Origin of the sequence: Nostoc sp. UIC 10607 (assembly GCF_047228265.1) — a bacterium.
Lineage (GTDB): Bacteria > Cyanobacteriota > Cyanobacteriia > Cyanobacteriales > Nostocaceae > Nostoc > Nostoc foliaceum_A.
This window is the reverse complement of record NZ_JBIQNW010000002.1, coordinates 22,407-41,307: the sequence shown is the minus strand read 5'-3', so window position 1 is coordinate 41,307 and position 18,901 is coordinate 22,407. Positions and strand designations below refer to the sequence as shown.

14 protein-coding genes are annotated in these 18,901 nt (G+C 41.4%); 8 read left to right on the top strand and 6 right to left on the bottom strand.

The genetic code is table 11. The features are described 5' to 3' along the window. Positions 1–28 precede the first annotated feature (28 nt). On the top strand, positions 29–1,960 hold the full coding sequence (locus ACEYW6_RS02325; protein ID WP_412978465.1) for a DMT family transporter: 1,932 nt from the start codon (positions 29–31) through the stop codon (positions 1,958–1,960). Between the two features lie 97 nt (positions 1,961–2,057). Here the strand turns inward: ACEYW6_RS02325 and ACEYW6_RS02320 are convergent, their stop codons facing one another. The 4 genes from ACEYW6_RS02320 to ACEYW6_RS02305 all read right to left on the bottom strand — a co-directional run bounded on the left by ACEYW6_RS02320 (position 2,058) and on the right by ACEYW6_RS02305 (position 6,724). Next, positions 2,058–3,602 (bottom strand): ArnT family glycosyltransferase, encoded by a 1,545-nt coding sequence (locus ACEYW6_RS02320; RefSeq protein WP_412978650.1) that lies wholly within the window; start codon positions 3,600–3,602, stop codon positions 2,058–2,060. A 169-nt stretch (positions 3,603–3,771) separates the two neighbouring features. Then, positions 3,772–4,035: a hypothetical protein gene (locus ACEYW6_RS02315; protein WP_412978464.1), complete on the bottom strand. Its 264-nt coding sequence runs from the start codon at positions 4,033–4,035 to the stop codon at positions 3,772–3,774. An 895-nt stretch (positions 4,036–4,930) separates the two neighbouring features. Next, on the bottom strand, positions 4,931–5,680 hold the full coding sequence (locus tag ACEYW6_RS02310) for a DsbA family protein (protein ID WP_412978463.1): 750 nt from the start codon (positions 5,678–5,680) through the stop codon (positions 4,931–4,933). Between the two features lie 162 nt (positions 5,681–5,842). Continuing rightward, the gene (locus ACEYW6_RS02305) at positions 5,843–6,724 is read right to left on the bottom strand and encodes a 4-hydroxybenzoate solanesyltransferase (protein WP_412978462.1); all 882 of its coding nucleotides are present in this window, start codon (positions 6,722–6,724) and stop codon (positions 5,843–5,845) included. Positions 6,725–7,070: 346 nt separating this feature from the next. Between ACEYW6_RS02305 and ACEYW6_RS02300 the strand changes: the two genes are divergently transcribed. From ACEYW6_RS02300 to ACEYW6_RS02290, 3 genes are all read left to right on the top strand, one after another. Further along, positions 7,071–8,720, top strand: coding sequence for a Ppx/GppA phosphatase family protein (locus ACEYW6_RS02300; protein ID WP_412978461.1), 1,650 nt, complete (start codon positions 7,071–7,073; stop codon positions 8,718–8,720). A gap of 992 nt (positions 8,721–9,712) precedes the next feature. After that, positions 9,713–10,780, top strand: coding sequence for a DMT family transporter (locus ACEYW6_RS02295; RefSeq protein WP_412978460.1), 1,068 nt, complete (start codon positions 9,713–9,715; stop codon positions 10,778–10,780). Positions 10,781–11,011: 231 nt separating this feature from the next. Continuing rightward, positions 11,012–12,151, top strand: a complete 1,140-nt coding sequence (locus ACEYW6_RS02290) for a peptidoglycan-binding protein (protein ID WP_412978459.1) — start codon at positions 11,012–11,014, stop codon at positions 12,149–12,151. A gap of 2 nt (positions 12,152–12,153) precedes the next feature. On the opposite strand, the gene ACEYW6_RS02285 is transcribed toward ACEYW6_RS02290, so the two are convergent. Together ACEYW6_RS02285 and ACEYW6_RS02280 are read right to left on the bottom strand one after the other, a co-directional pair. Further along, complete coding sequence (locus tag ACEYW6_RS02285) at positions 12,154–12,609, bottom strand: DUF2141 domain-containing protein (protein WP_190891774.1); 456 nt, start codon at positions 12,607–12,609, stop codon at positions 12,154–12,156. A 498-nt stretch (positions 12,610–13,107) separates the two neighbouring features. Then, positions 13,108–14,670 (bottom strand): ammonium transporter, encoded by a 1,563-nt coding sequence (locus ACEYW6_RS02280; protein ID WP_412978458.1) that lies wholly within the window; start codon positions 14,668–14,670, stop codon positions 13,108–13,110. Between the two features lie 995 nt (positions 14,671–15,665). On the opposite strand from ACEYW6_RS02280, the gene ACEYW6_RS02275 reads away from it, so the two are divergent. The 4 genes from ACEYW6_RS02275 to ACEYW6_RS02260 all read left to right on the top strand — a co-directional run bounded on the left by ACEYW6_RS02275 (position 15,666) and on the right by ACEYW6_RS02260 (position 18,879). Continuing rightward, positions 15,666–16,151, top strand: a complete 486-nt coding sequence (locus tag ACEYW6_RS02275; RefSeq protein WP_196510341.1) for a glutathione peroxidase — start codon at positions 15,666–15,668, stop codon at positions 16,149–16,151. A gap of 143 nt (positions 16,152–16,294) precedes the next feature. Continuing rightward, positions 16,295–17,116, top strand: coding sequence for an SDR family oxidoreductase (locus tag ACEYW6_RS02270; protein WP_412978457.1), 822 nt, complete (start codon positions 16,295–16,297; stop codon positions 17,114–17,116). 22 nt (positions 17,117–17,138) lie between these two features. Beyond that, the gene (locus tag ACEYW6_RS02265; protein ID WP_412978456.1) at positions 17,139–18,068 is read left to right on the top strand and encodes an alpha/beta fold hydrolase; all 930 of its coding nucleotides are present in this window, start codon (positions 17,139–17,141) and stop codon (positions 18,066–18,068) included. Between the two features lie 76 nt (positions 18,069–18,144). Next, positions 18,145–18,879, top strand: coding sequence for a redoxin family protein (locus ACEYW6_RS02260; RefSeq protein WP_412978455.1), 735 nt, complete (start codon positions 18,145–18,147; stop codon positions 18,877–18,879). Positions 18,880–18,901: the final 22 nt, after the last annotated feature.

Sequence of the window (18,901 nt, the reverse complement as noted above, 5' to 3'; positions counted from 1 at the left end):
GGTTTGATCCATATATTTAAATTTCCTAATGAATGTATCCAATCAAACGAAGATAGCGATCGCTTCATTATTTGTAGGTGTAGGTGCCATTTCTTTTGGCTCTATTTTTATGAAATTGAGCGAAATTGAACTCAGCCCCAATGCCACTGTATTTAATCGTTTTTGGCTTGCTAGTTTGGTCTTCTTGCTGTGGCATGGATACAAGGCAATACGGCAGCGATTTTCCTTAGACAAACCTATAGAACAGCAGACCTACACCAGTCGGGATCTATTGCTATTGCTAGGTGCTGGTATTCTTTGGGCTGCCACTTTAGTCTTTTTAGCTTGGTCACTAACTCAAACTAGCGTTGCGATTTCTAGTGTGTTGCATAATCTCGCCCCGATATTTACTAGCTTAGGGGTGTGGCTGTTATTTCGTCAGCGTTTTGAGAGCCAATTCCTGATTGGGATGATCATCGCCCTTGGAGGAGCGATCGCTATTGAATTTGAGGAACTGCAAATTGCTACAGACGAAGTTCAAGGAAGCTTTGCTGCGATCGTTTCTGCGGTTTTCTTGGGTGGATACCTGCTGATCGTAGAAAAATTACGAACCAAATTTTCTCCCGCCACAATCCAGTTGTGGATCTGTGCGATCGCTGCTTTAGTCATCTTCCCCATACTTTTGTTCACTCAAGATCAGCTTTTCCCCTCTACACTCAGTGGCTGGCTTTGGGTAATTTCCTTAGCGCTGATCTGCCAAGTTTTAGGTCATGGGCTTTTGACCTATAGCCTTGCTAGGTTTTCCTCCGTGGTTGTCTCCTTGGTGCATCTGTTAGAGCCTGTATTTAGCGGCATTTTCGCTCTTGTAATTTTTTCGGAAAAATTAACTTTCTCAAATTGGATAGGTTTCGCTGTAGTTTTAATAGGTTTATACTTAGCCGTATCTAGCCAAGCTGCTATTAATTACCCGTTCCAAGAATCAGTCAAAAATATAATTACCATTCTCGTTAAAAGTATGACGCTCAAACTGTCATTACTAAAGCAACAATTCTCTGAAACACCAGCTTTATTAGGAACTATCTCATTATTTATTGCCCTGATTCCCATATCTTTAGCACCATCTCTGACCAAATTGTGTCAACAAGAAATTGGTGCAAATGCTGTAGTATTTCATCGCAGTTGGATCGCCACAGTCGTCTTTGCGCTATGGAATGGACTTGAGGCTTTCCGCAGCCAAAAGTCCGATAACCAATCTATAGAACAGAAGCCTTTTACGAGTCAAGATGTGTGGTTGTTGTTGGCAATGGGAACAGCTGCTGCAACCTACCTCCTCTTGTGGGCTTGGTCGCTGAGTCAAACTAGCGTTGCCAACGTGGCTTTACTGTCTAATTTGAACTCCTTATTTGTTGCTTTGGCTGGGTATCTTTTATTCGGTCGGCGCTTCGATAACAGATTCGTTATTGGTCTGGTTATGGCACTTTTAGGAGCGATCGCATTTGAACTCAATAAGGTGCAATTCGCAACTGACCAAATACTCGGTGATGCCTTAGCATTGCTAACTGCGATTTTTATGGCTACGTGTATGCTGCTAATAGAACGACTCCGAACCCGTTTTAGCACCGCAACCATCATGCTATGGCGCTGTGGAATCACAACAATGTTTCTACTACCCGTCCTCCCATTTCTCGAAGATAGACTGCTTCCCTATTCCTGGATGGGTTGGTTTTTCATCATTTTCCAAGCCCTCTTTTGCCAAGTGTTAGGTCAGGGACTTTTGGCTTATAGCCTCAGCAGAATCTCTTCAAGTGTCGTCGCCGTCACGCTTCTTATCGAACCAGTCCTAGCCTCCATTTTTGCTTGGTTTATTTTTTCAGAACAAGTAGGTTTGTTTGACTGGGCAACTTTTGCCGTAGTTTTAGCGGGTATCTATCTAGCCCAATCTAGTCAATCCACAGTTCAAGTAACGAACGAAGGATCGTAGCACCATGATAGGTAGTGAACAAACCCAGCATCCTCATTGGGGATAACCAATTATCTAATTTTTTAGGTAATATCCTATCTAATATTCGTTGGTGTAATTAATTTTTGGTAACCAGAGTAAATCCGTTAGCTGCTCCTATAATTTGACTACCAGTTAAATTGATTTGCTTTAAAGCCGCATTGTCTAACAGTAAATAAGATTTATTAGATAACATTTTTTGTAAAAGTGGCACAGTTGCAGCAGTGACCTTGCAATCGCTGTAAAAGTCTAAACTAGGACGCTCATAAGCAAAAGAGGTATAAATTTGTGTTCCTGGTGAAACATTTGCCCGAATTAAGGCTGCGACTGGTTTAACTGGAAAAGCTTCATTTAATTCCCAAATCCAAGATTGCGAACTTACTAACAGAGTTAAAACTAAATACATCCCTGTAAATAACACTGGAATAAAGTTGCGATCGCGTTGCTTAATTAGCCAAGCTACGATGCCCATAGTTATTGCCAAAACAATGCTCATAACCATTAAAACAGGTTCTTTATTTGCAATAACAAAGTAAACAAAACCTCCTAGACCAGCAATAGCAATAATAGCTATAAATATTGTCCAACTTCGTACCTTAAAATGACCATGCTGCCAAATTTCGCTCAGTTTAGCACCAATCGCCAAGGCTAAAAATGGATATACAGGCATAATATACCACGGCAGTTTAGTTCTCATTAAAGAGATAGTTACTAAGTAAATAATTGTGCCGATAATAATTAGGTTTCCCCAGGTAGTGCGACGTTTTTTCCAAGCTAGATAAATACTTTCCGGTAAAAATAATAGCCAAGGAGAACTATACTTAATTAACTCGATTAAATAGTACCAGGGAGGCCCAGTATGACCTTCAACAGATTGTGTAAGGCGATCAAAAGTTTGTGCTTGAAAATTCACTTTGAAGAAATTTTCACCATAATATTGCCATTGAGCAGCAAACCAAGCGATCGCTGGTGCATTTCCTAAAAATATTCCCACTACTAGGTAGGGGCTTGTTAACAAAGCAAGCTGCCGATCTGCAATCAGGAATAAACAAGCTATTGTTCCTAGTGGCAAAACCATCATCCCTTTAGTTAGAGTGATTAACCCTAGACAAAATCCCACACCGAGAGCATACCGATGATTCTGCCTTGCTTTTAGCAAACAAACCAATAACAGCAAGAAAAAGGTAATAGTTGCACCATCTAGCATTGCTAGCCGTCCGTGACGCAGCACAGGCAACATCGTCAGGTAAACTAAAGCGGCAAACAAAGCTGGTAAAGTTTGGTTAAAAAGCAAGCATCCCACCAAGTAAAGCAAAGGCACTCCCAAGGCAGTTAACACTGCACCTGGTAGACGTGTTGTCCATTCATTCACACCCCCGATGGAGTAAGTCCAAGCAATTAGCAAGTGCATCAGAGGTGGCTTATTATGATAAGGTTCACCTCCCAAAGTGGGGTAAAGCCAACGCATTGAACCAAGTGGGGCACGCCAAATTTCACGGGCAACCTGTGCCACAGTACCTTCATCCCAGTCTCGTAAAGGGGAGTTTCCTAAAAATATCAGCCATAGAACTAGAGATATTACCAGCAAGCTTAATAACCATTCTTTTTCTTTGAATAGACGCATATCTAAAATCGGGATCATCATCTCAAAGGCTGTCAGGCGGGATTGTACCCCAGATTCTACAATGGGAGTTTGGTTACTTTTGTTGGAAAAGCGGTGTTTATATGGAGCGATCGCGATCGTTCTTTGTAATGGTGTGTGGCCATCCAAGGTAGATAGCGGTTTCAAGCTCCTAACTCAATCCCATTAACCTTGCTCCTTGATAAAACAACGTACTCACAACCCACGCTAATCCTAGCCCGTAAACAATCGATATCAAGGTAAACCGAATACTCTTAGACTCGCTACGAATAGTTGCCACCGTTGCCAAACAAGGTGTGTAGAGCAGACAAAACAGCATGAAACTATAGGCTTGAATTGGTGAAATTGTCTGAGCTAGAGTTGCTTGGACAGCATTGGCATCGGCGAGATGATAGATGCTTGCTAGAGAACCCACTAAAATTTCCTTGGCAATGAAGCCAAACAGTAAAGCAATGGTTAATTCTTTGGGAATACCAGCCGACTAAAAGCGGGATGGCGATTAATATCTGCCCAGCATTACCAATTGAGTTGGCTGTGTCTTGAGGTAAATTGCTCAACAGCCAAACACCAGCGACACCTGCTGTAATAAATCCTGTGGCCCGTTGCAAAAAGTGTTTTAATTCACCCCAACCACGTAAAAATATTTGCTTAAGTGTGGGGAAGCGGTAAGCACTAGGGGAATAAACGACGCTACCGTAGCTAACCCGCCATAAACCCCATCAACTAAAAAGCCCCGCCAAAACTCTGATAAATTAACTGCACGGATGCAGGGATAGGGGGGAAAGAGTAATAATCAATACTTCTCGCTTAAGCTCTAAGTTAAGAACATGAGGAGTGAGGAAAATTTCTCCTCATCACTCCTCATAAGCTACTCCTTACACTTGCTTCAATACAACAGTTTACTGATGCACTAAACCTCTAACTAAAGATGCACATTATTGTTAAATAAAAAAGTATCTATCTAAACAGATGCTAGGAGATACAGTACTTACACAGTATATATTGCTAGTTGTCAACCATGATTGAAGAAGAATTAATACAGAAATCTGAGTGGAGGAAGCTTCTAATCAGAAGTTCAGAGAGTCAGAATTTATGGTTTTATTCTGGTAAGCGATGCCTTTATTCTTTCTTGATAAATCAGTGAATAATAACTAAGTAGGCATAATTAACATAGAATAAAATCCTAGTACGTAGTGAGCGATTCGTTGCTCAGATAGGAGTTTATGAGGGCTAAAGTCCTGATTACAAAATTTAATTTATTTACGCCTAGCTATTTAAACAATGAGTAGTTATTTTCAAAACACAATAATTTACTTAGCACCAGTCAATATACTTTCGATATCTGCAAGCTGCACCACTCCTGAAAAAGTTGGACTATTAATTACAAAGAAAGGTGTGCCAGAAACAGCTAATTTTTCTGCTAGTTGGATATCTTTCGTAATTGCAGAAGTAGTAAGAGTAAGATTGCCTTTAAATTTACCCAAATCCAAATTTAGATTTTTAGCAATATCTAAATATAATGCCTCACCTAGTTGCTTTTGATTAGTAAATAGAGCATCATGATATTCCCAAAATTTTCCCTGCTGATGTGCCGCCCAAGCCGCTGTCGCCGCTGGCAACGCTTCAGCATGAATTGAAGTCAGCGGGAAATTTTTGTAAACTAATCTGACTGTATCTGGATACTTTGCTAACAATTCTTTCAATGTTTTATGCGCCTCAGCACAGTAGGGACATTGAAAATCTGAAAATTCTATTAGCACAATTTTTGATTGAGTTGAACCTGTGGTGGGAGACTCACCAATCACTGTTTGAGGATTTGTCTTTAAATCCTGTAAAAATGCTTGCCGTACTTGCTTGATTTTTTGTTGTTGTTGCTGCTGATACGCTTGAACAGATTCAATAATTTCCTCTGGATGTTCGCGGATAATTTGCAATACTTGCTGTTCCAGTTGCGGATCAATGCGGCTAGCAGCTTGTGCAGGAAATGGACAGGTGACAACCAAAAATAGTACACCTATTGCTGTCCAAGTACGCATAAACCAATCAAAGAATGTACTCATACAAAAACTCATAAATATTTTTTCAAAAGGATTCTATGCATTACTTTTTACTTATTAGGGATTTCCAAATAAAGAAAGATAGATGCGCAGGCTACCACAGGGAGACGAGAAATAGAGAGGGTTTTTGCGTCAGTTTTGGGATATTTTTTATTTGCAAGTGCCTTAAAACGATCCAGCAATCATCCCAGCAAGTAAAATAAAGCCAATCCACACATTCTGCCGGAACATCTGACCATAAATAGGATTAGGTAAGTCTCGCTGTCTTAATCGCAGAAACTGCGAAACCCATCCGATAGTAGCAACTGCAAGGCTAATCCAGAAGGATAAGTGCAGATGTATGAGTATGCCTAACCAAGCCAATAATAAGATTGTGCCAGCAAAGAAAATTCCAATAGCTACAGGGGCATAATTCCCGAAAAATAGGGCGCTAGAATTAACACCAATGCGGCGATCGTCTTCCTTGTCGCTCATGGCGTAAACTGTATCAAATCCCAATGTCCAAAGTACAGTCGCGCCCCAAAGTAACCAAGTTGCTTGGGAGATGGTTTGTGTCACCGCACTCCAGCTAATCAATACGCCAAAACCCCAAGCGATGGAAAGCACCAGTTGCGGCACAGGAAACACCCGCTTTGCACCTGGATAAAGCAGAATTACTGGCACTGCTGCCACGCATAACCAGAAACTCAAGGGGTTAAGATAAAAGGCCAGGATCGCTGCACATGCTAGCGATACGATCGCAACTACAATCCCAACTTTCACAGACAAGGCACGAGAAGCGAGGGGGCGATCGCGTGTTCTCTCCACTTCTGGATCAATATCCCGATCCCACAAATCATTGACTACACACCCAGCTGCACTTGTGGCCAGAGTACCCAATATAATCACACCAACCAGAGGTAAAGGCGGTTTCCCCGAAGCTGCCAAAAATACAGCCCAAAGGGCAGGAATCATTAAAATTAACCGTCCTTCTGGTTTATGCCAGCGCAAAAGCCGGATAATTACAAGCCAAACTGGTTCCTGGGGGCGTTCTGGCGTCCTTAACATAGAAATCAACAAATAACTTTAGATAGATGAATTAACACATCTTTACATCTATAGAATAACGTTATTTGTTATTTGTAAAAACATAACCTCAAGTGGCAACTTTAAATATCTTTAAATAGTCACTAGGTTAGAAGCAGTAGGGTGAATATACTTAGCTCAGTTACCCTCGTCCGACGATGAACCGGACATGGAGACACAAAGACACGTAGACACGGAGAAAAAATCACTGCGTCTCACCCCTCCCCGCGTCTCCACTTTCAGAGCAAGTATGTTGTAACAAATATCAGTGCCAGCTACCCCGACATACCACCGTTTGCCATCATTTCTTATAGAGAGAGAAAACTAGATGCTGAATTTAGTTTCTAGCTGGGAGAGTGTTCCAACTCAACCACCTAAGCAACATCGGATTATTGCTGCCATTGACCTGGGAACAAATTCTCTACACATGGTAGTAGTCAAGATTGACCCCACACTACCAGCTTTCAGCATTATCGCCAGAGAAAAAGAAACTGTGAGACTTGGCGATCGCAATCTCACTACAGGGGAACTCAAACCGGAGATAATTAAAAAGGCGATCGCAGCTTTAGGACGCTTCCAAGAAGTTGCCAAAACTATCAATGCTGAAACAATCATTGCTGTGGCAACTAGTGCTGTACGGGAAGCCCCGAATGGTAAAGATTTTTTGCACAGAGTAAAAACGGAGTTGGGTTTAAGCGTTGACTTGATTTCTGGTCAAGAAGAAGCGCGACGAATCTACCTTGGTGTACTATCGGGGATGGAATTTCACAACCAGCCCCACATGATTGTTGATATTGGCGGTGGTTCCACAGAGTTAGTTTTAGGCGATAGTCACCAAGCACGCACTCTCACCAGTACTAAAGTCGGTGCAGTGCGACTCACTAGCGAGTTAATTACTACTGACCCCATCAGCAACATCGAGTTTCAGTATCTGCAAGCATATGCACGCGGGATGTTAGAACGTTCCGTGGATGAGATACTAGCAAACCTAGAGTTTGGGGAATCTCCTCGTTTGGTGGGTACATCTGGCACAATTGAAACCCTGGCGATGATTCATGCGCGAGAAAAGTCGGGTGTTATTCCTTCCACCCTCAATGGCTACCAGTTCAGTCTTAAAGACTTGCGAGAGTTGGTAAATCGCTTGCGGAAACTAAGTAACTCAGAAAGGGCTACCATACCTGGGATGCCAGATAAGCGCCCTGAAGTTATACTCGCTGGTGCAGTGATATTACAGGAAGCGATGACCCTTTTGGGTAGTGAATCGGTAACAGTCTGTGAGCGTTCTTTGAGGGAAGGCGTAATCGTAGATTGGATGCTAACCCACGGTTTAATTGAAGATAAGCTGCGCTACCAAAGTTCAGTTCGGGAACGCAATGTTTTAAAACTTGCTAATAAATACCACGTCAATTTAGAATATAGCGATCGCGTCGCCACATTTGCCCAGAGTTTATTTGACCAAACTCAAGGTACCCTACACCACTGGGGATCTGATGAGCGACAACTGCTGTGGGCGGCTGCAATATTACACAATTGCGGTCATTATATCAGCCATTCATCTCACCATAAACACTCTTACTATCTAATTCGCAATGGTGAATTGCTCGGTTATACAGAAACCGAGATTGAAATTATTGCCAATTTAGCGCGTTATCATCGCAAATCGCCGCCTAAGAAAAAACATGAAAATTCCCAGATATTGCTGACTAAACACCAGCGACAAATGGTCAGTCAATTGAGTGCAATTCTGAGATTGGCAGTGGCTTTAGATAGACGACAAATTGGTGCGATCGCTCAAGTACAATGTGAGTATTATGCACAATTTAGGCAAGTCAACTTGCTGATTTTTCCATCTCAACCTGATGATGATTGTGCTTTAGAACTTTGGAGCTTAGATTATAAAAAAGGAGTGTTTGAGGAAGAATTTGGAGTGAAACTGGTAGCGACTTTAGAAAAGTCTAGAGTTGCTAACTTGTCTTAGACATTAGGGTGCGTTACACTACGTTAACGCACCTGCACATAAGTTGTATTTTCTTCTTGTAAAAATTTATAATTTTTCAGATTAAGCTTTATCTTTAATTTTTGCATCCTACTTAAGGAGCAATTTATAAACTGTCCTAAGAAGTATTTAAAAATAAAAATTGCTAATTATAATATAGTCAACAATCTATTTATATAGGTTATGTTGCTATTGGATATCTAAGCCGGGAAAACTTAGGTATCCTTATATAAAATTTTAATAAAGCAAGCTCAATTGCTCGGTTCTTTACACTGAAGACTACTCACACTTCAGCATAGAGCTTGTTATTTCTTCTTATATTATTTCATATATTTGACAATTTCCCTAGCTTTTTCGTTTCCTAAGCTTGCAGAATTCCGTAAATTTTTCATTTCTTGAAAGTTATTCCCATGCAAATAATGGCTAGCAACACTTAAAAATTAGGCTTCGTCATTATTGGTATTTATCTTAATTGCTTCGTTACAGTCATCTAGAGCATCGATTCAGTAATTAAAAACCTAACCCCTCAGCCCCCTTCCCTAGCAGGGAAGGGGGCTGAGGGGTTCTTTCCGGATTACTGAATTGGTTTTCTAGTTATTTACTATAATCTTTCAATTTAAAATTGACTGAACAACAGTTCACGTAGTCTTTATCAAGGTTGGAATTTGTTGCAGAATTCAAATTGTTAGCAAAAACAATAGGAGTTCATTTATTTCTGGGTTTTCCCCGCAAACGGAGTTTGACCACCAAACAACAACTGATAGATAATTACTGCTAACCGGAAGCGATTTACCTGATAAAGCTTTTTAAAGCTATCTGTCTTCTTACAATCTCCAGTATTTTGTAACTTTAGCTACAAGAGACGCTACGTGATGGTGCAAAGCACCCGCCAGAGGCGATCGCAAAACTACATAATTCGGTAAAATTGGGTAAAGCAATTTTTGCGCTTGTTAAACAAAGGCATCAGCAAACCCATGCAACTGAAACTCAGTGCATCTAAACTTCCCTTCGCCCCTCTCCTCTTAATTGCCCCCTTTTTCCTATGGGGGACGGCAATGGTAGCCATGAAAGGAGTGATACCCCATACCACACCGCTATTCATGGCGGGAGTGCGTCTGATACCAGCAGGGATGTTAATTCTGATTGCAGCAGCATTCATGGGTAAACCCCAGCCGAAGGGTTGGGCTGCATGGCTGTGGATTGCCTTATTTGCCCTCGTAGATGGGACGCTGTTTCAAGGCTTTTTGGCAGAGGGATTAGTCAGAACCAGTGCGGGGTTAGGGTCTGTGATGATTGACTCGCAACCCTTGGCCGTTGCCTTACTATCGTTGTGGCTATTCCAAGAACACATTGGTTTTTGGGGATGGCTGGGACTAGGCTTGGGTGTCACAGGTATTAGTTTAATCGGCTTACCTGATGAGTTGATTTTACATTTTCTCGACTCAGGCGCAAATATCACAATTGGTAACTGGCAAGATTTGTTTGCTAGCGGCGAGTGGTTGATGCTGTTAGCAGCGCTATCAATGGCAGTGGGAACAGTGTTGATTCGGTTTGTGTGCCGACATGCTGACCCAGTAACCGCTACAGGATGGCACATGATTTTGGGTGGATTGCCACTATGGGGAGTTTCATCAGTGGTCGAATCTCAACAGTGGGAGAATCTGGGAGCATCTGATTTAGTGGCTTTGGGTTATGCTACCGTATTTGGCAGTGCGATCGCCTACGGATTATTTTTCTACTTTGCCTCTAGTGGCAGTCTCACTAGTCTTAGTTCTCTCACCTTTCTCACACCGGTCTTTGCCCTACTATTCGGCAATCTCTTCCTCTCAGAAGTCCTCAGTCCATTGCAGTGGGTCGGTGTTTTCCTAACTTTAATCAGCATCTATCTCATTAACCAACGTGATACTTTAGCAGCGCAAAACGACACAGTTACCGTGGGCGAGATAGCTAATATACAGCAACCAGTTTTAGAAACATCTGCTAAAAAATTGAACCCCATAACTCTAGGAGTTAGAGAATCTGAACGAGAAATTTTACCGTAATTCGTAATTTGTAATTCGTAATGACGCTCGTTCCTCTCTATGAGATGCTGCGCGAACGCTTCTCTACCAGACGCTACACGAACGCGAACGTAATTCGTAATTCAGTAGGGAGATGAGGGAAAATAACTAATGCCCAATGCCCAATAAAAAAATGACAGTTAACATTTGGTCATCTTGAAGGTATTGTGGTATCGAAGACTTCAAAAGCACGTTCAGGCTGAAACTTGCAATATGAGGCTATGCCGTTCCTCAATTCTGATAATTACCTGTTTTTCTTGCGTGGGTTTTTACCCAAATCGCTCAAGCACAGCCACACCTAACCTAGCACCTGAAATTTTAGAACTTGCACAAGCTAGTTCAACAGTTACTGCTAGTCCGGCTGTTTTGAGATACGGTAGTCGCAAATCAGATGTGCAGAGATTACAAACCCAATTAAAGCAGTTGGGATATTACAGTGGCATGGTAGATGGACAGTATAACGCCACTACGGAAATCGCTGTAGCTAAATTCCAGAAAGTAAAGGGTTTAAAAGTAGATGGTCTTGCTGGTCTGGCGACTAGGGAGAGACTACAAGCAGCTTTGGCTGCCAAAAATCAGATAGTTGCCTCTCCAATTGTTACCTCTCCTGCTTCGACTTCCCAACCAACTACAACACCCAAAGCAACCGAGAGAGGTTTTGTCTGGTGGTTAATATTTTCCATCGGAATTCTAGGAAGTATTGGCGCATTTATTTACCTGCTGAGGTGGTTTCGTCAGGTCAAACAAGTGCAATCCGAAATATCAAATACTGAAAGTTTGGGTGAAGCCGAAAAAGACCCAATGATAATACCCTCACCAGAGACAGTAACTAGTCTACAAACACCTACGCCACCACTTGCCACACAATTACTGCTACCAGAAAAAACTTCCCGGCTTGCTAAACTCAATATCGTTGACGAATTAATTCAAGACTTACGCAGTTCTGACCCAACGAAGCGGCGCAAGGCTATTTGGGATTTGGGTCAGCAGGGAGATTCGCGGGCAATTCAGCCGATGGTTGACCTGATGATTGATGCTGATTCTCAAGAAAGCAGTTTAATTTTGGCAGCTTTAGCAGAAATTGGCATTCGCACGCTCAAACCGATGAACCGTGCTCTAGCAATTTCAATCCAAGATGAAAGCCCACAAGTGCGGCAAAATGCGATCCGTGATCTGACGCGCGTTTATGACATGATGGGTCAAATGAGTCAAATGTTGCGCCATGCGTTAGATGACCCAGATGCCGAAGTGCAAGCAACAGCACGATATGCTTTAACTCAGATAAATCGAATGCGTGGCTTGGCGGAACAACAAAATCTACCAGAAGATTCACACAGTGATTCACGAGAATAAACCTAAAAATATTTCAATTGGATTTGGATATTAGTGTTTGGGCCTGCTACCAAAAATGCTGCTTCGCTAAATTTGGGCGCTCTTGTGCGAATTTCTGGGTTGCTGGAAAATCCAAAGCCTTCGCTAGGTATACCAAAGCCATTACTATTGAGAGTGCCGTCATTATTTTGATCGTGGAGGACAGCAACGGCGTAACTACCTGCTTTCAAGTTCTCAAAGGTAATGGATAAGGGAGCGCCAGTAATCTTGGTACACTGCTTTTGTAAGCCACGATCGCGATCGCTAGGAAATCCTTCACTGCTAGCAAATATACTGGCGCAGATTTGTCCTTGTTTATTCTTCAAGCCATCAATTTCCACGGTAAGTTTACCGTTAAAATTTGCCTTGGCGCTAAATGACCATGCCAGATTTCCCAGAACTGCCAATAGTAGCATACTAACTCTCAATCCTCTAACCATAAAATTTTCACAAGGTAAAATAAGTATTGCTGAAATTAAGTTTTAACTTTAATTCAGATCACGCAGATTCATAGTGACATTATTCGGTCAATACTCGCAAGCATCCTGCTATATTTCGTCTCTAGATTTGTCTAAGTAAGTCGGCGTAAATAATTAATAGTTTGATTTATTTTCGCCACTTCTCCTGTTAACATAGTATCAATTAATACTAGTTAAAAGAATATTGGCAATACATGAATAGTTGTAGGAGCGTCATCTATACACCCCTACCTATGTATCTGTATTAGCTACTTCGTAAAATAGTACTAGTATTTTTGGCTGCGATCGCAAAATAATAAAGCACCAATCAGGTAAAAATTTGAAAAAGTAGGAGGTATAAAACCCCCTACTTTTCCCCACTTGGATAGAGAATCTTGTGGAATCAGTTCAATCTACTAATGGTGTGTTGGTAGCTGATATTAGAAATATGCCAGAGAGTAAACCAAGGAAATATTTACCCTAAAATTTTCCAATTGAGCTTTGTTCTCCAGAAAATCCAGTTGCATCACCTTCTTTGAGAAATCCACTGTAGGCTTCCATACCGTGTTCACCGATATCTAAACCTTCTAGTTCCTCTTCTTTGGATACTCTGATACCTAAAGTAGCTTTCAGGGCCAGCCAAAAAATACTACTGAGTAAAACAGTGAAACCACCTACTGAGACAACGCCCAGCAACTGAACACCGAACTGTCCAAAGCCACCACCTGCAAATAAACCTTTTGCTGGGCCAAGTGCATCGCCATACCAAGTATAAACACCAGGGCCAACAGACCACAGACCTACTGCTAGAGTTCCCCAGATACCACAAACTAGATGAACTGAGGTAGCTCCCACTGGGTCATCAATGCCAAGTTTGTCAAAGAATGTTACAGAGAAAACTACCAGTATTCCAGCAATGAAGCCAATGAGTAAAGAAGCAGGAATACTTACGTAAGCACAAGATGCTGTAATACCAACCAAGCCAGCTAAAATACCATTGATAATCATTGATAGGTCTGGTTTACCTAAGTACAACCAAGCTGTAATGGTGGCGGCAATTCCACCGGCAGCACCAGCCATGTTAGTGGTGACAGCAATGTGACTGATCGCACTAGGATCGGCAGCCATTACAGAACCTGGGTTGAAACCAAACCAGCCCAACCACAGGATTAGACAGCCCAAAGTGGCAATACTCATGTTGTGACCGGGCAAGGCCACAACTTGCCTATCTTGATATTTACCAAGACGGGGCCCAAGAAACGCTGCTCCCATCAAAGCTGCCCAACCACCGACAGAGTGAACCACCGTAGAACCGGCAAAATCCCAAAAGCCTCTGTCTGCTAGCCAACCACCACCCCAAATCCAGTGTCCGGTAATGGGATAGGCAATACCTACAAGTAGGAGGCTGAAAATCAGGAAGTCAACAAACTTAATTCGTTCGGCTACTGCACCGGACACGATTGTTGCTGCTGTTCCGGCAAACACTAGCTGGAATAAAAACTTCGCACTTAGGGGTACACCAGTCCAACTAATGGCATCGAAGATACCTTTATAAGCATCTCCTGTAGCCGGACTGTTATCTTCGCCTCCTAAGAAAAACCCATTCAATCCAATGAAGTCGTTGCCATCACCGAACATTAAGCCAAAACCGATCACCCAAAAGGCAACGCTAGACAGAGCAAATACAATCAGGTTTTTGGAAAGAACGTTGACAGCATTTTTCTGGCGACAGAAGCCGGTTTCTAACATACAAAAACCAGCGTTCATGAAGAACACTAAAAAGGCTGCGATCGCAACCCACAGCGTATCAAGAGCAACTTTAAGTTCTGCTGTTGTTGGCCCTGCGGCTGGAGTTTGGGCAACTGCGGCATAACCCCAACCCAAGACAATCAGACAAGCTAAAGGTAAACAAGCTTGCCAGCTGGGAGAGAGTCGCTTAATTGCTAGATTAAATAGCTTGACTTTTGAGTTGGTCTGTGAATTTACAGCGTAATTTCTTGAAGACAGACGCCTATTTTTTGTTTTTGATTTTTGTTTGTACATGAATTTGAACATCATCCTCAAAACCATCCTTAAAAAAGGGAAAAAACAGGTTAAGCAGAAAAAACTACCGTCCGAACTTAAATCCAGTGGTTTTTGATATTTTTCCTTTAGACCACTTGTTTAAAAACCAGAAACTCAAATAACCTTAATAGGAGTTTAAGAAACTATTGGCACATCTGTAAATATTTTTCGTAGTTCTTCTTAAGAAATTTATGATGTAATCTCTGAAACAGCCAAGTCTTCTTCACTTAATCTTTAATCTTTAAAAAAGAAGCTTTGGCTAGGAAATTGCTGGAAATTGTCAATATCATCCCTATAAAAAGGATGTAACACACTTACATTCAAGGAAAATTGGGATGGTAGTATTGGTTCAATTTATATGACAGCTTTTGGGGAAGGGCTTTTAATTCAAATTTACTACTCTTGGTTTTGGCACAACTGTTGTGGCACAACTATTTAAAAAACCCAATGCCAATATAGATATGGCTATCCTACAATCATTTTTTTAAGGGAAAAGCGTTACCACTCACTCTAGAATTCACTCTCAAAAGCACTGACTCCAGGATTCTTAGGTGAACTACTGGCAAAGTCATGATAACTCAAGGGATAAATTTGACTGATTGTCTATTTACTCAAACCAAAAAACTGTATCGTTTAATACATTTTTTCGCTTATGTTATGGCAAATAGCTGCTAATGCAACAAATAAAGCAGCTAGACCCTTTATAGGTAAGTATTTTCCGATATCCGGGTCAAACTATTCTGAATGTTATTAAATTTTTATACAAAAAGTTAATTGTTAGAAATCGCCTTGCCCATTAAGCACCAATCAGTGAGGTAAACAACTATCGAAACTCCCATACAAGCTTAGAGCCTGAGTTAAATAGAATCGTAGTGGCAAACAAGGCTAACAATCCTAATTTCCTCAAAGAAACCGGGTTTAGAGTACCTGTAATATGGGAGACTTGGCAATATTCCCTAGAAATCAGATTCAAGATGAGTAACACAATTTCGGATATCGCAGTCAAGACCATCAACGGTGAAGATAAGCAATTAAACGACTACACCGGTAAGGTACTCTTAATTGTGAATGTGGCATCCTACTGCGGTTATACTTCTCAATACGAGGGGCTAGAAAAGTTGAACCAGAAGTATGGGGAAACAGGATTACGTATTTTGGGGTTCCCCTGTAACGATTTTGGTTCACAGGAGCCAGGAAGTAATGAAGAGATAGTGCAATTCTGCACGAGTAAATATGATGTTACCTTTGAACTATTCGATAAAGTTCATGCCAAAGGCTCGCAGCAGCATCCACTTTATGAGCGACTTACCAAAGCCGTTGAGCCAACGGGAACTGTTGCTTGGAATTTTGAAAAATTTTTAGTTAATAAGCAAGGTGAAGTAGTAGCTCGATTTAATAGTAGTGTCCAGCCAAATTCACCAGAATTAATTGCCATAATTGAGAAAGAATTAGCTAAATAGTCATTAGTCATTAGTCACCAGTCATTAGGTTGTACTATTGGTATTGATTTTTGGCTCTGGACTGTTAAATTTATTTACATCCAGTCCCTTAATTTAGAATATTGTCTCGATGAGTAGTTTAATTTATTTGTGTCTAATTTGTCATGAACGTTGCAATCATTGGTTGTGGTTATGTTGGTTATAAAGTCGCTCAATATTGGCAGCAAAAAAAGGATTTTGTTGTCAGTGTAACCACAACTTCCCCTGAGCGTGTGCCGGCACTACAATCAGTAAGCCAAAGAGTTGTAGTTACCTGCGGGAATGACCTAGAGAGTCTAAAATCTGTTTTGCACAATCAAGATGTTGTCGTTTTAAGTGTTGGTGCAAAAGGTGCGGAAGTTTATGAAGAAACTTATCTACAAACTGCCCAGGCTTTAGTTTCATCATTGCAGCAGTTTCCAACTGTAAAACAATTAATATACACAGGTAGCTATGCAGTGTATGGTGATAGGAATGGTGTATGGGTAGATGAAGAAACACCGCTTGCACCCGCCAATTTAAATGCACAAATACTCCGAAAAACAGAAGATGTGTTGCTATCAGCATCTAGCGAAAATCTCCGCGTTTGTATTTTTCGCTTAGGAGGTATTTATGGGACTGGCAGGGAACTGGTGAAAATATTTAGCAAATATTCTGGTACAACCCGTCCCGGCGGTGAGGATATTACAAATTGGATTCACCTGGATGATATTGTTGGTGCGATAGAATTTGCTCGTCACCGTCGTTTGCAAGGGATTTATAATCTGGTAGATGATGCACATCTCACCAGTCGAGACTTGCTAGATAGCTTATTTGAAAAACATAATTTACCCAAAGTTAAATGGGATACTTCTATCAAGAGTACTCGCCCATATAATGCGTGGGTATCGAATGAAAAGCTGAAAGAGGCTGGATACCAGTTAATTCATCCACAGATGATTTTTTAGTAAGTATTAAAAACTAGGAATTATGCAACCATCTGCTGTAACTAACACAACCAATTTGACAGCATCTCCTAGCCAGTTTTACAGTTGGAATAATTATCATTGCGCCTACGCAGTTCATCAACCAACTAACACAACACCTGAGGGTATTCCCTTACTTTTAATTCATCCTATTGGTGTTGGATTGTCGCGGCAATTTTGGCAGCGATTTTGTCGGGAATGGTATAATACAGGACAACGTAATTCAATTTACAACCCTGATTTACTAGGATGTGGCGAAAGTGATATGCCTCATCTGGCTTACACTCCTAGTGATTGGGCAGAACAGTTGCAGTACTTTTTACAAACAGTAGTGCAAAAACCTGTCATTGTTGTAGTACAAGGTGCTTTATTACCAGTTGCTATCGAATTAGTCCAAAAAGAATCAAATTTAATTGCCGGACTTGTACTTTCTGGACCTCCAGCATGGGGTTTGATGACAAATAAATCATCAGAATGGCAGCAAAAACTCCTTTGGAATCTGTTAGATTCGCCTTTTGGGAGTGCTTTTTATCGCTATGCACGCACCCCAAAATTTTTACGTTCTTTCTCGACTCGTCAACTCTTTACTTCTGAAAATTCTGTGGATGCAGAGTGGTTAAATACATTGCTTGTCGGTGCAGAAAATCCTGCTAGTCGCCATGCAGTGTTTTCTTTTCTAGCAGGGTTTTGGCGACAGGATTATACTAGTTTTATCGCCTCTATTCAGCAACCAACATTAGCGGTTGTGGGGGAAACTGCATCGAGTATTAGTGAAAAAAGTAAACAAGAAACGCCAGACGAACGCTTGACTCATTACCTCGCCTGTTTGCCTCAAGGTCGAGGTATAAAAATAAATGGGCGCAATGTTTTACCATATGAATCAACCGCTGAATTTGTAGCAGCGATCGCGACCTTTATTAATGAAGTTTTTTAGCTGATTGATAGTTACATCATACCAGTCTTCCCATGATAGGTTATGACTGGAATTGATTACTTCAGGAAGCAAAACTATGTTCCCCAATCGCCGAGGACAAAGAGTTCCCAATGTCACTTTTCATACTCGTCAGAATAACGAGTGGGTTGATGTGACAACCGATGAATTGTTTGCTGATAAGACAGTAGTTGTCTTCTCCTTACCAGGTGCTTATACTCCAACTTGTTCATCAACTCATCTCCCTGGCTACAACGAGTTGGCAGGGGTTTTCAAAGAAAATGGTGTCGATGACATTATCTGTATTTCTGTCAATGATCCCTTTGTGATGAACGAATGGGCAAAAGTCCAAGAGGCAGAAAATATCACTCTCATTCCCGATGGTAACGGTGAATTTACCGAAGGCATGGGGATGCTGGTAGATAAATCAGACTTGGGGTTTGGGAAGCGATCGTGGCGCTACTCGATGCTGGTGAAAGATGGTGTAATTAACCAGATGTTTATTGAGCCAGACGAGCCAGGAGATCCTTTTAAGGTGTCCGATGCCGAAACAATGCTCAGATATATCAACCCCCAAGCAGTGAAGCCCGAACTAGTTTCCTTGTTTGCAAAAGTCGGTTGTCCCTTCTGTGCTCGTGCTAAGGCGATGCTCAAGGAACATGGTCTTAACTACGAAGAAATTACCTTGGGTAAGGATATCACTACACGCTCTTTACGAGCAGTTACAGGTGCGACAACAGTTCCCCAAGTGTTTATTGATGGTAAATTAATTGGTGGTTCTGAGGCATTAGAAGCTTATTTTGCTGCTAAATAGGTTTCAGTTGGCGCACACAGCC

Bases quoted from the DNA above. Each gene is read 5' to 3' on its own strand.
- ACEYW6_RS02305 (WP_412978462.1), bottom strand. From the start codon at position 6,724: ATGTTAAGGACGCCAGAACGCCCCCAGGAACCAGTTTGGCTTGTAATT.
- ACEYW6_RS02320 (WP_412978650.1), bottom strand. From the start codon at position 3,602: ATGCGTCTATTCAAAGAAAAAGAATGGTTATTAAGCTTGCTGGTAATA.
- ACEYW6_RS02285 (WP_190891774.1), bottom strand. From the start codon at position 12,609: ATGGTTAGAGGATTGAGAGTTAGTATGCTACTATTGGCAGTTCTGGGA.
- ACEYW6_RS02300 (WP_412978461.1), top strand. From the start codon at position 7,071: ATGCTGAATTTAGTTTCTAGCTGGGAGAGTGTTCCAACTCAACCACCT.
- ACEYW6_RS02280 (WP_412978458.1), bottom strand. From the start codon at position 14,670: ATGTACAAACAAAAATCAAAAACAAAAAATAGGCGTCTGTCTTCAAGA.
- ACEYW6_RS02270 (WP_412978457.1), top strand. From the start codon at position 16,295: ATGAACGTTGCAATCATTGGTTGTGGTTATGTTGGTTATAAAGTCGCT.
- ACEYW6_RS02310 (WP_412978463.1), bottom strand. From the start codon at position 5,680: ATGAGTACATTCTTTGATTGGTTTATGCGTACTTGGACAGCAATAGGT.
- ACEYW6_RS02275 (WP_196510341.1), top strand. From the start codon at position 15,666: ATGAGTAACACAATTTCGGATATCGCAGTCAAGACCATCAACGGTGAA.
- ACEYW6_RS02265 (WP_412978456.1), top strand. From the start codon at position 17,139: ATGCAACCATCTGCTGTAACTAACACAACCAATTTGACAGCATCTCCT.
- ACEYW6_RS02325 (WP_412978465.1), top strand. From the start codon at position 29: ATGAATGTATCCAATCAAACGAAGATAGCGATCGCTTCATTATTTGTA.
- ACEYW6_RS02295 (WP_412978460.1), top strand. From the start codon at position 9,713: ATGCAACTGAAACTCAGTGCATCTAAACTTCCCTTCGCCCCTCTCCTC.
- ACEYW6_RS02290 (WP_412978459.1), top strand. From the start codon at position 11,012: ATGAGGCTATGCCGTTCCTCAATTCTGATAATTACCTGTTTTTCTTGC.
- ACEYW6_RS02260 (WP_412978455.1), top strand. From the start codon at position 18,145: ATGTTCCCCAATCGCCGAGGACAAAGAGTTCCCAATGTCACTTTTCAT.